This is a genomic window from Cellulomonas chitinilytica (genome assembly GCF_016862675.1).
Lineage (GTDB): Bacteria > Actinomycetota > Actinomycetes > Actinomycetales > Cellulomonadaceae > Cellulomonas > Cellulomonas chitinilytica.
This window is the reverse complement of sequence record NZ_BONK01000016.1, coordinates 1-14,451: the sequence shown is the minus strand read 5'-3', so window position 1 is coordinate 14,451 and position 14,451 is coordinate 1. Positions and strand designations below refer to the sequence as shown.

Here is a 14,451-nt window from a genome sequence, read left to right as displayed (position 1 = left end):
TCAGGCGGGGGAGACGTCCTTCGCCAGCAGCGCGACGCGCACGGAGCCGCCCTTGGTGACCTGCTCGCCGACCGGGCCGAAGCCCAGCCGCGTGTGGAAGGCGAGCGACCCCGGGTTCGGCGGGTCGAGGTTGACCTCGCAGGTCACGGTCGCCAGCCCGAGCTCGCGTGCCCGCTCGTCGACGGCGGCGTACAGGAGCCGTCCGATGCCGCGTCCGTGGGCGTGCGGCGCGACGACGACGCGGTCGACGTACAGCGAGCCGGGGACGTGCTCGGAGAACCACCGGTAGTTCTCGGACGCGTACGCGGCGCCCGGTGCGAGCGCCAGCAGGAACCCGAGCGGCCCGTCGTCGCCGTCGGCGACCAGCGCGAGGTCGCACGCCGGGACATGGGCGGCGAGCCCGTCCGCGCCGAGCGCGTTGACGGCGGGCACGGCGTCGTCGTTGAGCGCGGCGAGGGCCGGCACGTCGGCGACGGTGACGGACCGCAGCCGGGTGCTCACACCGCGCAGCTGTCGTCGGTGCACGCCTCGGCGTCGGGGTCGCCCGCGAGCACGGCGAGCGGGTTCGCCTCGCGCCATCCGGCTTCGAGGAGCTGCGTGAACACCTCGGCGGGCTGCGCGCCGGACACGGCGACCCGGCGGTCGACGACGAAGAACGGCACGCCGTTGACGCCGAGGGCCCGGGCCTCGGCCTCGTCGCGCCGCACGTCGTCGGCGGCGCGGTCGCCGTCGAGCACCGTCCGGACGTCGTCGTCGTCGAGGCCCGCCTGCGCGAACCCGGCCTCGCGCGCGAGCCGCACGAGCGTCTCGTGGTCGCCGAGGTCGGCGCCCTGCGAGAAGTGCGCGTCGAACACCTTCTCGATCAGTGCCTCGACCAGGTCGGCGCCTCCGACCTCACGTGCGACGTGCAGGAGCCGGTGCCCGTCGAACGTGTTCGCGGCGAGCGCGCGGTCGAAGTCGAACACGAGGCCTTCGCCGGCGGCGACGGTCGCGACGTGCGCGAACATCTGCCGCACCTGGTCCCGGGGGATGCCCTTGTGCTCGACGAGCGCGTCGATCTCGGGCCGTCCCGGCCCGGCGGGGGTGTGCGGGGACAGCTCGTAGGAACGCCAGGTCACCTCGACGTGCCGGCGGTGCGGGAACGCGTCGAGCGCGGCGGCGAAGCGGCGCTTGCCGATGTAGCACCAGGGGCAGGCGATGTCGGACCACACCTCGACCTGCAGCGTGCGGGTCGGGGCGAGGGCCGTGGTCAGGGGGAGCACAGAGGTCACGGGAGCAGCAGGACCTTTCCGGTGGTGGCACGCCCTTCGAGGGCGCGGTGGGCGTCGGCCGCGTCGGCCAGCGGGTACGTGGCGCCGACGCGCACGTCGAGCGTGCCGGCACGGACCGCGTCGAACAGCTCGGTCGAGCGCCAGGTGAGCTCGTCGCGCGTCGCGATGTAGTCGCCGAGCGTCGGGCGGGTGAGGAACACCGACCCGGCGGCGTTGAGCCGCTGCGGGTCGACCGGGGGGACGGGACCGGACGAGGCCCCGAAGAGCACCAGCATCCCTCGTCGGGCGACCGAGGCCAGCGACGCGTCGAACGTGTCCTTGCCCACGGAGTCGTAGGCGACGTCGACGCCGCGCCCGGCGGTCAGGTCGCGGACCCGGGCCGGCAGCTCGGTGGTGAGGTCGTCGAGCTCGCGGTACCGGATGATCTCCGCCGCGCCCGCGGCGCGCGCGATGCGTTCCTTCTCGTCGGTCCCGACGGTCGCGATGACGCGCGCACCGCGCTGGGCGGCGAGCTGGGTGAGCAGGAGCCCGACGCCCCCGGCGGCGGCGTGCAGGAGCACGTCCTGACCGGCGGCGACGGGGAACGTGGACGCGACGAGGTAGTGCGCGGTGAGGCCCTGCAGCGGGAGCGCCGCGGCCACCTCGTCGCTGACGTCGGCGGGGACGACGAGCGCGGCGTCCTCCCGCACGACGACGAGCTCGGCGTAGGAGCCGGGTGCGGACGCCCAGGCGACCCGGTCGCCGACCGCGAGGGTCGTGACGTCGGCGCCGACCGCGACGACCTCGCCGCCGCCCTCGGCTCCCACGACGTGCGGGAACGGCATCGCGTAGATGCCGGAGCGCTTGTAGGTGTCGATGAAGTTGACCCCGGCCGCCGCGACGCGGACGAGGACCTCGCCCGGCCCGGGCCGGGGGTCGGGGACGTCGGTGGCCTGCAGGACCTCGGGACCGCCCGCGGCGGTGGCGATGATGGCGCGCACGTCGAACGCAACGACCGACGCGCCCGTCGTCATCCCGGGAATGCGCGTCGTATCTTTCTGCATCGCCGTGTATGGTCATGCACATGACGTTCACGGTCGCGGTCGCTGGCGCGTCCGGCTACGCCGGCGGGGAGATGCTCCGCCTCCTGCTCGCCCACCCCGAGGCGCGGATCGGCGCCCTCACCGCCCACTCGAACGCGGGCACCCGGCTCGGCGAGCACGCCCCGCACCTGCGCTCCCTGGCGGACCGCGTCCTCGACAGGACCGACGTCGACGCCCTCGCCGGGCACGACGTCGTGGTCCTCGCCCTGCCCCACGGCGCGAGCGGTGCGGTCGCGGCCGAGCTGGCCGCACGGGGCGACACGGCGGTCGTGGTCGACCTCGGCGCCGACCACCGGCTCGTCGACCCCGTCGCGTGGAAGGAGTTCTACGGGACCCCGCACGCGGGCACGTGGCCCTACGGCCTGCCTGAGCTGCTCACGGCCGGCGAGACCGTCGCCTCCGGCCAGCGGCAGCACCTCACGGGCGCCACCCGGATCGCGGTCCCCGGCTGCAACGTCACCGCCGTGACCCTCGGCCTGCAGCCCGGCGTCGCCGCCGGGCTGATCGACGCCGTCGACGTCGTGGCCGTCCTCGCCAACGGCTACTCGGGGGCGGGACGCTCCCTCAAGACGCACCTGCTCGCCGCGGAGGGCCTCGGCGCGGCCCAGCCGTACGCGGTCGGCGGCAGCCACCGGCACATCCCGGAGATCGCCCAGAACCTGCGCGCGGCGGGCGCGGCCGACGTGACGCTGTCGTTCACGCCGACGCTCGTCCCGATGGCCCGCGGCATCCTCGCGACGGCCACCGCCCGGCTGGTCGACGGGGCGGATCCCGCCGCCGTGCGGGCCGCCTGGGAGCACACGTACGCGGACGAGCCGTTCGTGCACCTGCTGCCCGAGGGCCAGTGGCCGACGACCGCGTCGACGCTTGGCGCCAACACCGCCCTCGTCCAGGTCGCGGTCGACGCCCGCGCCGGTCGGGTCGTCACCGTCACGGCGATCGACAACCTCGTCAAGGGCACCGCGGGCGGCGCCCTGCAGTCGCTCAACGTGGCCCTCGGCCTGCCCGAGACGCTCGGCCTCCCGCTCGACGGGGTCGCGCCGTGAACGCCGGGCAGGCGCCCCTGACGCTCCACCGCGCCCGACGCGACGGCGGCCAGCATGCTGGTGCCCGTCCGTCCACCACGACCGAGGAGACGCCGTGATCGACCAGACCGAAGAGCTCCCGTCGCCCGGGGTCACCGCACCGCGCGGCTTCCTCGCGGCCGGGGTGACCGCCGGCCTCAAGCCGTCCGGCCGGCCGGACCTCGCCCTCGTCGTGAACGAAGGGCCGCTCGACGTCGGCACGGCCGTGTTCACCACGAACCGCGTCGTCGGGGCGCCCGTGCTCTGGTCGCGCCAGGTCGTGCAGGACCACGTGGTCCGCGCCGTCGTGCTCAACTCCGGCGGCGCGAACGTGTTCGCCGGCCCCGAGGGGTTCCAGGACTCGCACGCCACGGCCGAGCGGGTCGGGCACGCGCTCGGCGTCTCCGCGGGGGACGTCGTCGTGGCGTCCACGGGCATCATCGGCGAGCGGCTCCCGCGCCAGCTGCTGCTCGACGGCGTCGACCTGGCGTCCGCCGCGCTCAGCGACGACGGCGGGCCGGCGGCCGCCGTCGCGATCATGACGACGGACACCGTGCCGAAGACGTCCCACGTGACGATCGACGGCGACTTCGGCACCTGGACGGTCGGCGGCATGGCCAAGGGCGCCGGCATGCTCGCCCCGGCGCTCGCGACGATGCTCTGCGTCCTGACGACGGACGCCGTGATCGACGCCGAGACGGCCGAGCGGGCGCTGCGCACCGCCACCCGGCAGACGTTCGACCGCATCGACTCCGACGGCTGCATGTCCACGTCGGACACGGTCGTGCTCCTGGTCTCCGGCGCGAGCGGCGCGACGCCGGACCCCGAGGGCTTCACGGCTGGCCTCACCGCCGTCTGCGGCGACCTCGCCCGCCAGCTCATCGCCGACGCCGAGGGCGCGACGCACGACATCGCGGTCACCGTCATGGGTGCCGAGACGGAGGACGCCGCGCTGGCGGTCGCCCGGGCGGTCACCCGCTCGAACCTGTTCAAGGCCGCCGTCTACGGCAACGACCCGAACTGGGGTCGCGTCCTCGCCCAGGTCGGGACCGTCCCGGAGTCGGTCGCGGCGTTCGACCCGGCGACGCTCGACGTGTCCATCAACGGCGTCCTGGTCTGCAAGGACGGCGCGGCCCACACCCCGCGCTCCGAGGTGGACCTCGCCTCCGAGCGGCTCGTGCAGGTGCTGGTCGACCTCAAGGCGGGCGGCGAGGTCGTCACCGTGTGGACGAACGACCTCACGCACGCCTACGTCACCGAGAACAGCGAGTACTCCACGTGAGCGACGACTTCGTCTTCGACACCCGGACGGACCTGCGCGCGGACCAGAAGGCGCACGTGCTGGTCGAGGCCCTGCCGTGGCTGCAGAAGTTCGCGGGCGCGCTCGTCGTCGTGAAGTACGGCGGCAACGCGATGATCGACGAGGACCTGAAGCGGGCGTTCGCCGAGGACATGGTGTTTCTGCGGCAGGTCGGCCTCAAGCCGGTCGTGGTGCACGGCGGGGGACCGCAGATCAACGCGATGCTCGACCGGCTCGGCATCGAGTCGGAGTTCCGCGGCGGCCTGCGCGTGACGACGCCCGAGGCCATGGACGTGGTCCGCATGGTGCTCACCGGCCAGGTGTCGCGCGAGCTCGTCGGCCTGCTCAACGCGCACGGCCCGCACGCGGTCGGGCTGTCGGGCGAGGACGGCGGTCTGTTCCAGGCGCGGCGCCGGGAGGCGTTCGTCGACGGGCAGCCGGTGGACATCGGCCTGGTCGGCGACGTCGTCAAGGTCAACCCGGGCGCGGTCCTCGACCTGCTCGACGCGGGTCGCATCCCGGTGGTGTCGACCGTCGCCCCCGACATCGACGACCCCACCCAGGTGCTCAACGTCAACGCGGACACCGCGGCCGCGGCGCTCGCGGTGGCGCTCGGCGCGCGCAAGCTCATCGTCCTGACGGACGTCGAGGGCCTCTACACGAGCTGGCCCGACAAGACGTCCCTCGTGCGCCGCCTGCGCGCGAGCGCGCTCGCGGAGCTGCTGCCCGGCCTGGACGCCGGGATGCGCCCGAAGATGGAGGCCTGCTGGCGCGCCGTCGAGGGCGGTGTCGGCCGCGCGCACGTGATCGACGGCCGTGCCCCGCACTCGATCCTCGTCGAGGTCTTCACGTCGGACGGCATCGGCACGATGGTGCTGCCCGACGAGGAGCCCGCCGACGCCCCCTTCACGTCCCCCGTGCCGGTCGTCCCGCACGCCACCCCCAGCCCCGAGGTGACCGCATGACCGCCGATGTGACGGCAGGAGCCCGGCACCGGGCCCCGAGCGCCCCCGACGCCGCACTGCCCGTGCCCCCGACGGAGGGTTCCGTCGCCGAGTGGACCGACCGGTACACCCACGCGCTCATGGACACGTTCGGCGCCCCGCAGCGCGTCCTGGTGCGGGGCGAGGGCCCCTACGTGTGGGACGCCGACGGGAAGCGGTACCTCGACCTGCTCGGCGGCATCGCCGTGAACTCGCTGGGTCACGCGCACCCGACGCTGACGGCGGCGATCAGCGCCCAGCTCGGCACGTTGGGGCACGTCTCGAACTTCTTCGGGAGCCCGACGCAGATCGCGTTCGCGGAGCGGCTCCTCGGCCTCGTCGGCGCCCCCGCCGGCTCGCGCGTGTTCCTCACGAACTCGGGCACGGAGGCCAACGAGGCGGCGTTCAAGCTGGCCCGCCGCAACGGTGGTCAGGACCGGCCGCGGATCCTCGCGCTCGAGGGGTCGTTCCACGGCCGGTCGATGGGTGCCCTGGCGCTGACGTCGAAGGCCGCGTACCGCGAGCCGTTCGAGCCGCTGCCCGGCGGCGTCGAGTTCCTTCCCTTCGGCGACACGGACGCCCTCGAGGCGGCGTTCGCGGACGGCGCGGGGCAGCAGGTCGCGGCGCTGTTCGTCGAGCCGATCCAGGGCGAGGCCGGCGTCCGGCCCCTGCCGCCGGGCTACCTCGCGCTGGCTCGCAGGCTCACCGCGGACAGCGGTGCGCTGCTGGTGCTCGACGAGGTGCAGACGGGCATGGGGCGCACGGGCGCCTGGTTCGCCCACCACCTCCCGCAGGTCGGCGGCGGCATCACACCGGACGTCGTGACGGTCGCGAAGGGGCTCGGCGGCGGCTTCCCGGTCGGTGCGCTCATCGCGCTCGGCGAGCCCGTCGCGTCGCTCCTGGGCCGGGGCCAGCACGGCTCGACGTTCGGGGGCAACCCCGTGGCGTCGGCGGCGGGCCTCGCGACGATCGCGGTGATCGAGCGGGACGGTCTGCTGGGGCACGTCACCGACCTGGGCGCGCGGCTGCGCGAGCGGCTGTCCGGCGCGAGCCCCCTGGTCGCGGAGGTCCGCGGGGAGGGCTTCCTCATCGCCGTCGAGCTGTCGTCGCCGGTGGCGGGCCAGGTCGCGCAGCGTGCGCTGGAGGCCGGGTTCATCGTCAACCCGTGCACGCCGACCGCCCTGCGGCTCGCCCCGCCGTTCGTCCTCACCGACGAGCAGGCGGGCACGTTCGTCGACTTCCTGGCGGCACTGCCGCACGACCTGGGGGTGCAGCCGTGACGGCGACCCGGCACTTCCTGCGCGACGACGACCTGTCCCCGGCCGAGCTCCGCACGGTGCTCGAGCTCGCGCTGGCGTTCCGCGACGACCGCTTCATCCGCTCGCCGCTGGTCGGCCCCCGCGCGGTGGCGGTCATCTTCGACAAGCCGACGCTGCGCACGCAGGTGTCCTTCACCGTGGGCATCGCGGAGCTGGGCGGGTTCCCGCTGGTGGTCGACGGCAAGCTCGCGGGCATCGGCAAGCGGGAGTCGATCACGGACACGACCCGGGTGCTGGACCGCCAGGTCTCGGCGATCGTCTGGCGCACGCACGCGCAGTCGCGCCTGGAGGAGATGGCGGCGGCGTCCCGCGTGCCGGTCGTGAACGCGCTCACCGACCAGTTCCACCCGTGCCAGATCCTCGCGGACCTCGCGACGATCGCGCAGCACCGCGGCGGTGTCGGCAGGCTCGCCGGCAAGACGCTCGCGTACGTCGGCGACGGCGCCAACAACATGGCCCACTCGTACCTGCTGGGCGGCGCGAACGCGGGCCTGCACGTCCGCATCGGCACGCCGCCGGCCTACCTGCCGGACCCGCAGGTGGTGGCCGACGCGGCGGCGCTCGCCGAGCGCACCGGCGGCTCCGTCCAGGTGGTGCACACCATCGAGGAGGCCGTCGCGGGCGTGGACGCCGTGGCGACCGACACGTGGGTGAGCATGGGCCAGGAGGACGAGGCGGGGGAGCGCGAGACGCCCTTCGTGCCGTTCCGCCTGGACTCGGCCGCCCTGGCGCTCGCCGCTCCGGACGCGCTCGTGCTGCACTGCCTGCCGGCCTACCGCGGCAAGGAGATCACCGCCGAGGTCCTCGACGGCCCGCAGTCGGTCGCGTGGGACGAGGCCGAGTTCCGTCTGCACGCGCAGAAGGCGCTCCTGTCGTTCCTGCTGGAGCGGTCATGAGCGTGACGAGCCCCGTCCCGGCGACGAAGGCGGCGCGGCAGGCCCTCGTCACGGCGCTGCTCACGCGCGGCCAGGTCCACTCGCAGCAGCAGCTCGCCGAGCTGCTGGCGGCCGAGGGCGTCCAGGTCACGCAGGCGACGCTGTCGCGCGACCTCGTCGAGCTGCGTGCCGAGAAGATCCGCACACCCACGGGCGCCCTCGCGTACGCCGTCCCCGCCGAGGGCGGTGCCCGGGCACCCGTCGCCGGACCCGACCAGGAGATGCTGGCCGCCCGCCTCGCGCGGTTGTGCGGCGAGCTCCTCGTCACCGCCGAGGCGTCCGGCAACCTCGTCGTCCTGCGCACGCCGCCCGGCGCGGCGCAGTTCCTCGCGTCGGCGATCGACCACTCGGTGCTGCCCGCCGTCCTGGGGACCATCGCGGGCGACGACACCGTGCTGGTGATCGCCCGGGAGAGCGAGGACGGCCCCAGCGCCGCAGGCGCCGCGCTCGCGGCGCGGTTCCTCGCCCTCGCCACCGACCCCCGTCCCGAGCCGAGAGCCGGCCAGAGCCGGCCCACCGACTGAACACCCCCACCACGAAGGAAGAGTTCCCCATGACTGAGCGCGTCGTCCTCGCCTACTCCGGCGGCCTGGACACCTCTGTCGGCATCGGCTGGATCGCCGAGGCCACCGGCGCCGAGGTGATCGCGGTCGCCGTCGACGTCGGCCAGGGCGGCGAGGACCTGTCGGTCATCCGTCAGCGTGCGCTCGACTGCGGCGCCGTCGAGGCGTACGTCGCGGACGCCCGCGACGAGTTCGCGACCGAGTACTGCATGCCCGCGCTGCAGGCGAACGCGCTGTACCTGGACCGCTACCCGCTGGTGTCGGCGCTGTCCCGCCCGGTCATCGTCAAGCACCTCGTCCGGGCCGCCCGCCAGTTCGGCGCCACGACGGTCGCGCACGGCTGCACCGGCAAGGGCAACGACCAGGTCCGCTTCGAGGTCGGCATCACGTCGCTCGCCCCGGACCTCACGTGCCTCGCGCCGGTCCGCGACCTCGCGCTGACCCGCGACAAGGCCATCGAGTTCGCGACCCGCAAGAACCTGCCGATCGAGACGACGAAGCACAACCCGTTCTCGATCGACCAGAACGTGTGGGGCCGCGCGGTCGAGACGGGCTTCCTCGAGGACATCTGGAACGGCCCGACGAAGGACGTCTACACCTACACGGACGACCCGACGTTCCCCCCGGTCGCCGACGAGGTCGTCATCACGTTCGAGCAGGGCGTCCCGGTGGCGCTCGACGGCGTGCCGGTGACCCCGCTGCAGGCCATCCAGGAGATGAACCGCCGCGCGGGCGCCCAGGGCGTCGGCCGGATCGACATCGTCGAGGACCGCCTCGTCGGCATCAAGTCCCGTGAGGTGTACGAGGCCCCGGGCGCGATGGCCCTCATCGCCGCGCACCAGGAGCTCGAGAACGTCACGGTCGAGCGGGAGCAGGCCCGGTTCAAGCGCACGGTCGAGCAGCGCTGGACGGAGCTGGTCTACGACGGCCAGTGGTTCTCGCCGCTGAAGAAGTCGCTCGACACGTTCGTCGCCGACACGCAGCGCTACGTCTCGGGCGACGTCCGGATCGTGCTGCACGGCGGGCGCGCCACGGTCACGGGCCGCCGCTCCGACGCGAGCCTGTACGACTTCAACCTCGCGACGTACGACACGGGCGACTCGTTCGACCAGTCGGCGGCCAAGGGCTTCATCGAGATCTACGGCCTGAGCTCCAAGCTCGCCGCCGCGCGCGACGTGCGGTTCGGCAACGGCGTGGACCTCGGCTCGCAGGGCGGGATCACGGGTGCCTGACGAGCTCGACAAGCGGCCCGGGGCGGACGTGGCCGCCGGTGCGCCGGTCTCCCTGTGGGGAGGCCGGTTCGCCGGCGGCCCGTCGCCCGAGCTGCAGGCGCTGTCGCAGTCGACGCACTTCGACTGGCGGCTCGCCGCGGTCGACATCGCCGGCTCGAAGGCGCACGCACGCGTGCTGCGGACGGCCGGCCTCCTGACGGACGACGAGCTCACCACGATGCTCGACGCCCTGGAGCGCCTGCGGGTCGACGTCGCGAACGGCGACTTCCTGCCGGTCCTGGCCGACGAGGACGTGCACACGGCCCTGGAGCGCGGCCTGATCGACCGGGCCGGCGCCGAGGTGGGCGGCAAGCTCCGCGCGGGCCGGTCGCGCAACGACCAGATCGCCACGCTCGTGCGCATGTACCTGCGCACGCAGGCCCGCTCGCTGGCGGGTCTGGTGCTCGACGTGGTGGACGCCCTCGTCGCGCAGGCCGACGCCGCCGGCGACGCGTCCATGCCCGGCCGCACGCACCTGCAGCACGCGCAGCCCGTCCTGCTCGCGCACCACCTGCTCGCCCACGCGTGGCCGCTGCTGCGCGACGTCGAGCGGTGGGTCGACTGGGACGCCCGCGCGGCCCTGTCCCCGTACGGCTCGGGCGCCCTCGCCGGCTCGTCGCTGGGCCTGGACCCGGCGGCGGTCGCGGCGGACCTGGGCTTCGACGGCCCGGTGGAGAACTCGATCGACGGCACCGCCTCGCGCGACGTCGTCGCGGAGTTCGCCTTCGTCGCCGCGATGACCGCGGTGGACGTCTCGCGGCTCGCCGAGGAGGTCATCCTCTGGGCCACGAAGGAGTTCGGCTTCGTCCGGCTCCACGACTCCTACTCCACGGGGTCGAGCATCATGCCGCAGAAGAAGAACCCCGACATCGCCGAGCTCGCCCGCGGCAAGGCGGGCCGCCTGGTCGGCGACCTCACGGGCCTGCTGACGACCCTCAAGGGCCTCCCGCTCGCGTACAACCGCGACCTGCAGGAGGACAAGGAGCCGGTGTTCGACCAGGTCGACCAGCTCACGGTCCTCCTGCCGGCGTTCGCCGGGATGGTCGCCACGCTGACGTTCGACACGGACCGCATGGCCGCGCTGGCGCCGCAGGGCTTCTCGCTCGCGACGGACATCGCCGAGTGGCTCGTCCGCGAGGGTGTGCCGTTCCGCGTGGCGCACGAGGTCGCGGGCGCGTGCGTCCGGGCGTGCGAGCAGCACGAGCCGCCCATCGAGCTCTGGGAGCTCACGGACGACGAGCTCGCGGCGATCTCCGAGCACCTCACGCCGGACGTCCGGTCGGTGCTCACGGTCGCCGGCTCGCTCGCGTCGCGGTCCGCGCACGGCGGCACGGCTCCCGCCCGGGTCGCCGAGCAGCTCGACCGGGCACGCGCGCGCGCCGTCGAGCTGCGCTCCTGGGCGTCCTGACGCCCGTGGTGGACTCCGGCACGGCGGCCCTGCCGGTCGCGGACGACCTCGTCACCCGCGCCCTGGCCGGGCCGCCGCGCCTGGGCCGGGTCCGCGTGGTCTGCGTCGACGGCCCGGCCGGGTCGGGCAAGACGACGACCGCGGCGGCCGTCGCCGCCTCGGCCGGGGCGCGCGGCCTCGCGGCCGAGGTCGTGCACCTCGACGACCTGTACGAGGGGTGGTCGGGTCTCGACGGCTCGCTGTGGCCGCGGCTCGCCGCCCAGGTCCTGGAGCCGTTGCGCCGTGGCCTGCCCGGCCGCTTCCAGCGGTACGACTGGCTGGCCTCACGGTTCGACGACTGGGTCGACGTCCCGGTCCCCGGTCTGCTCGTGCTCGAAGGATGCGGCTCGGCTCCGCGGGCCGCCGACGCGATCGCGGTTCTGCGTGTGTGGGTCGAGGCGCCGGAGCCGTTGCGCCTCGAACGCGGCCTGGCGCGCGACGGCGCCGACGCCCGCCCGCAGTGGGAGCGGTGGATGGTCGACGAGGCCGCCCACTTCGACCGGGAGCGCACGCGCGAGCGCGCCGACGTGCGCCTCGACGCCTTCGGCACGCCGTTGCCGTGAGCCGCCTCGCGTGCCGCACCAGCACGCGGCTCGCCTCTCTCGCGGCCGAAGGCCCGGGCGGCGGGCCGCCGCAGACGATCACCGGCGGGTCGATGTTCCCCGAGCGGTCGGTCGCGGACGGGTGCGTACGCCGGGTGCGGCGTGACCGGCAGGGGCCGGATGCGGTCCGCGGACAGGACCGACCCCGGGTCGAGGCCGGTCGTGCGGCAGGATGGTCGGGTGAGCACGTCGTCCGCCTCGCACCCGGGTCCGCCTGACGCGGCCGACCCGCGCGCGTTCGTGACCGTGCCCGCCCGGGTCTGGTACAGCCGGGAGGTGCACGCCGTCGCGCGTGACCTGCTCGGCGCGCACCTCACCGCCCGCTCCGACGAGGGCGACGTGACGGTCCGGATCACGGAGGTCGAGGCCTACGCCGGACCGGAGGACCCGGGCTCGCACGCGTTCCGCGGCCGGACGTCCCGCAACGCGGTGATGTTCGCCGAGCCGGGCCGCCTGTACGTCTACCGGCACCTCGGCCTGCACCACTGCCTCAACGTGGTCGCGCAGCCGACGGGCAGCCCCGCCGCCGTCCTGCTGCGCGCGGGCGAGGTCGTCGAGGGTGCGGAGCTCGCGTGGCGCCGACGGGAGCGGGTGGGGGTCGTCGACTCGCACCGCCAGCTGGCCCGCGGGCCGGCTCGTCTGGCCGTGTGCCTCGGGCTGGACCTGCGCGCGAACGGCGCCGACCTGACCGAGGCAGGCGGTGGCACGGTCCTGCACCGCGACCAGGCCGCGATGCAGCCGACGCACGCGACCGGCCCCCGCGTCGGCGTCGCGGGCCACGGCGGGGACCCGCAGCACTTCCCGTGGCGCTACTGGCTCACGGACGAGCGCACCGTGTCCGCGTACCGCCCGGCGTATCGGAGGCCGACGTCGGTAGACGCCCCGTGAGGGCGACGACGTCGGCGGTGCCCCTCGTCTCTCGCGCGCCCGACCGCGCGGCCCTTCGTCCTGACCAGGAGACCTCGTGACCCACATCCTCGACGAGCTCGAGTGGCGCGGCCTGACCGCGCAGACCACCGACCCCGACGCCCTGCGGGCCGCCCTGTCCGCGGGCCCGGTGTCCCTGTACTGCGGCTTCGACCCGACGGCGCCGAGCCTGCACATCGGCAACCTCGTGCAGATCCTCACCGTCCGACGTCTCCAGGACGCGGGTCACCGCCCGTACGCGCTGGTCGGCGGCGCGACGGGCCTGATCGGCGACCCGAAGATGACGGGGGAGCGCACGCTCAACTCCCGCGACGTCGTCGCCGGGTGGGTCGAGCGGATCCGCCGCCAGATCGAGCCCCTGCTCGAGTTCTCCGGCGACAACGCCGCGACGATGGTGAACAACCTCGAATGGACGGCACCGATGTCGGCCATCGACTTCCTGCGCGACGTCGGCAAGCACTACCGGCTCGGCACGATGCTCGCGAAGGACACCGTCGCCCGCCGGCTGAACAGCGAGCAGGGCATCAGCTTCACCGAGTTCAGCTACCAGATCCTCCAGGGCATGGACTTCCTCGAGCTGCACCGCCGCCACGGCGTCTCGATGCAGACGGGCGGGTCGGACCAGTGGGGGAATCTGCTGTCCGGCGTCGAGCTCGTCCGCAAGGTCGAGGGCACCGCGGTCCACGCCCTCACCACGCCGCTCATCACCAAGGCGGACGGCACCAAGTTCGGCAAGACGGAGTCCGGCACGGTGTGGCTCGACCCGGAGCTGACGAGCCCGTACGCGTTCTTCCAGTTCTGGCTCAACGCCGACGACGCCGACGTGGTGGGCTACCTCAAGGTCTTCACGTTCCGCACGCGCGACGAGATCGAGGACCTGGCGACGGCGGTCGCGGATCGCCCGGCGGCCCGCGAGGCGCAGCGGACCCTGGCGTACGACGTGACGGCGCTGGTCCACGGGACCGACGCCGCGGACAAGGTGGTCGCCGCGAGCCAGGCCCTGTTCGGTCGCGGTTCGCTGGGAGACCTCGACGCCTCGACGCTCGCGGCAGCGGTGGCGGAGCTCCCGTCCGCCGCCGGCGGCGCGGGTGTGCCGATCGTCGACCTGCTGGCGGCGACCGGCATCGTCACGAGCAAGGCAGCCGCCCGGCGCGCCATCAGCGAGGGGGGTGCCTCGGTGAACAACGTGCGTGTGCCCGACGAGGACGCCGTCCTGACGGCGGACGACCTGCTCCACGGACGTTGGGCGGTCCTGCGCCGCGGCAAGCGCACCCTCGCCGTCGTCGACGCCCAGGCCTGACGCCCGGTCCCGTCCGACCCGTCCCGGTATGTCGATACGGCCGGCCACCCCGTGCGGGTGGCCGGCCGTGTCTGTGCAGGTCAGGGCCGTTCACGGGTCTGGTGATCGGGGTCACCGCACCACGATTTGCCACCTGCGCCGAGCCACGCGTAATGTTCTCGATGTCGCCCGGCAGGGAGGAACAGACACCAGGGAACGAACCCGGTGGCTGGTCCCGAGGGTGGCCGCCCCCGAACTTCGATCGAGACGCTCCGTGCGCCCTGATACGGTTCGGGACCGGGCCTCAGCTCGCAACCGCCGCTCGAAAGAGCCGGACGGAAGCACTGAAAAGGTCCGCTAGGATTGAGAACGACAAAGCCTCGAAGAAAGGCCGAAAGGCCTGGAGCG

14 protein-coding genes are annotated in these 14,451 nt (G+C 74.1%); 11 read left to right on the top strand and 3 right to left on the bottom strand.

Annotated features, from left to right (window positions below):
- From Cch01nite_RS19220 to Cch01nite_RS19210, 3 genes are read right to left on the bottom strand one after another with little or no spacing between them, the layout of a single operon-like run.
- A complete protein-coding gene (locus Cch01nite_RS19220) occupies positions 1–501 on the bottom strand; it encodes a GNAT family N-acetyltransferase (protein ID WP_239071078.1) in 501 nt (166 codons plus the stop codon).
- Positions 498–1,271 (bottom strand): DsbA family oxidoreductase, encoded by a 774-nt coding sequence (locus Cch01nite_RS19215; protein WP_239071077.1) that lies wholly within the window; start codon positions 1,269–1,271, stop codon positions 498–500. Before Cch01nite_RS19215 ends, Cch01nite_RS19220 begins: the two co-directional genes overlap by 4 nt.
- A complete protein-coding gene (locus Cch01nite_RS19210; RefSeq protein ID WP_203758198.1) occupies positions 1,268–2,251 on the bottom strand; it encodes a quinone oxidoreductase family protein in 984 nt (327 codons plus the stop codon). The genes Cch01nite_RS19215 and Cch01nite_RS19210 overlap by 4 nt, the downstream gene beginning before the upstream one ends.
- A gap of 83 nt (positions 2,252–2,334) precedes the next feature.
- Between Cch01nite_RS19210 and argC the strand changes: the two genes are divergently transcribed.
- From argC to tyrS, 11 genes are all read left to right on the top strand, one after another.
- Positions 2,335–3,399: an N-acetyl-gamma-glutamyl-phosphate reductase gene (gene argC, locus Cch01nite_RS19205; protein WP_203758114.1), complete on the top strand. Its 1,065-nt coding sequence runs from the start codon at positions 2,335–2,337 to the stop codon at positions 3,397–3,399.
- Positions 3,400–3,493: 94 nt separating this feature from the next.
- Positions 3,494–4,699: a bifunctional glutamate N-acetyltransferase/amino-acid acetyltransferase ArgJ gene (gene argJ / locus Cch01nite_RS19200; protein WP_203758113.1), complete on the top strand. Its 1,206-nt coding sequence runs from the start codon at positions 3,494–3,496 to the stop codon at positions 4,697–4,699.
- On the top strand, positions 4,696–5,682 hold the full coding sequence (gene argB, locus Cch01nite_RS19195; RefSeq protein ID WP_203758112.1) for an acetylglutamate kinase: 987 nt from the start codon (positions 4,696–4,698) through the stop codon (positions 5,680–5,682). Before argJ ends, argB begins: the two co-directional genes overlap by 4 nt.
- Positions 5,679–6,980 carry an acetylornithine transaminase gene (locus tag Cch01nite_RS19190; protein ID WP_203758111.1) on the top strand — a complete coding sequence of 434 codons (1,302 nt, stop codon included), beginning with the start codon at positions 5,679–5,681 and terminating at the stop codon, positions 6,978–6,980. The genes argB and Cch01nite_RS19190 overlap by 4 nt, the downstream gene beginning before the upstream one ends.
- Entirely contained in the window at positions 6,977–7,915 is a 939-nt protein-coding gene (gene argF, locus Cch01nite_RS19185) for an ornithine carbamoyltransferase (protein WP_203758110.1), read from the top strand. Before Cch01nite_RS19190 ends, argF begins: the two co-directional genes overlap by 4 nt.
- Entirely contained in the window at positions 7,912–8,478 is a 567-nt protein-coding gene (locus Cch01nite_RS19180; RefSeq protein WP_203758109.1) for an arginine repressor, read from the top strand. The genes argF and Cch01nite_RS19180 overlap by 4 nt, the downstream gene beginning before the upstream one ends.
- Positions 8,479–8,507: 29 nt before the next feature.
- Positions 8,508–9,749 (top strand): argininosuccinate synthase, encoded by a 1,242-nt coding sequence (locus tag Cch01nite_RS19175; RefSeq protein ID WP_203758108.1) that lies wholly within the window; start codon positions 8,508–8,510, stop codon positions 9,747–9,749.
- On the top strand, positions 9,742–11,196 hold the full coding sequence (gene argH, locus Cch01nite_RS19170; RefSeq protein WP_203758107.1) for an argininosuccinate lyase: 1,455 nt from the start codon (positions 9,742–9,744) through the stop codon (positions 11,194–11,196). Before Cch01nite_RS19175 ends, argH begins: the two co-directional genes overlap by 8 nt.
- Before the next feature lie 5 nt (positions 11,197–11,201).
- Complete coding sequence (locus Cch01nite_RS19165; RefSeq protein ID WP_203758106.1) at positions 11,202–11,798, top strand: nucleoside/nucleotide kinase family protein; 597 nt, start codon at positions 11,202–11,204, stop codon at positions 11,796–11,798.
- A 219-nt stretch (positions 11,799–12,017) separates the two neighbouring features.
- Complete coding sequence (locus Cch01nite_RS19160; protein ID WP_239071076.1) at positions 12,018–12,725, top strand: DNA-3-methyladenine glycosylase; 708 nt, start codon at positions 12,018–12,020, stop codon at positions 12,723–12,725.
- Between the two features lie 76 nt (positions 12,726–12,801).
- Positions 12,802–14,064 (top strand): tyrosine--tRNA ligase, encoded by a 1,263-nt coding sequence (gene tyrS / locus Cch01nite_RS19155; RefSeq protein WP_203758105.1) that lies wholly within the window; start codon positions 12,802–12,804, stop codon positions 14,062–14,064.
- Positions 14,065–14,451: the final 387 nt, after the last annotated feature.

Excerpts from the sequence above, each read along its gene's own strand:
- argC (WP_203758114.1), top strand. The coding sequence starts at position 2,335 with ATGACGTTCACGGTCGCGGTCGCTGGCGCGTCCGGCTACGCCGGCGGG.
- Cch01nite_RS19190 (WP_203758111.1), top strand. The coding sequence starts at position 5,679 with ATGACCGCCGATGTGACGGCAGGAGCCCGGCACCGGGCCCCGAGCGCC.
- Cch01nite_RS19180 (WP_203758109.1), top strand. The coding sequence starts at position 7,912 with ATGAGCGTGACGAGCCCCGTCCCGGCGACGAAGGCGGCGCGGCAGGCC.
- Cch01nite_RS19175 (WP_203758108.1), top strand. The coding sequence starts at position 8,508 with ATGACTGAGCGCGTCGTCCTCGCCTACTCCGGCGGCCTGGACACCTCT.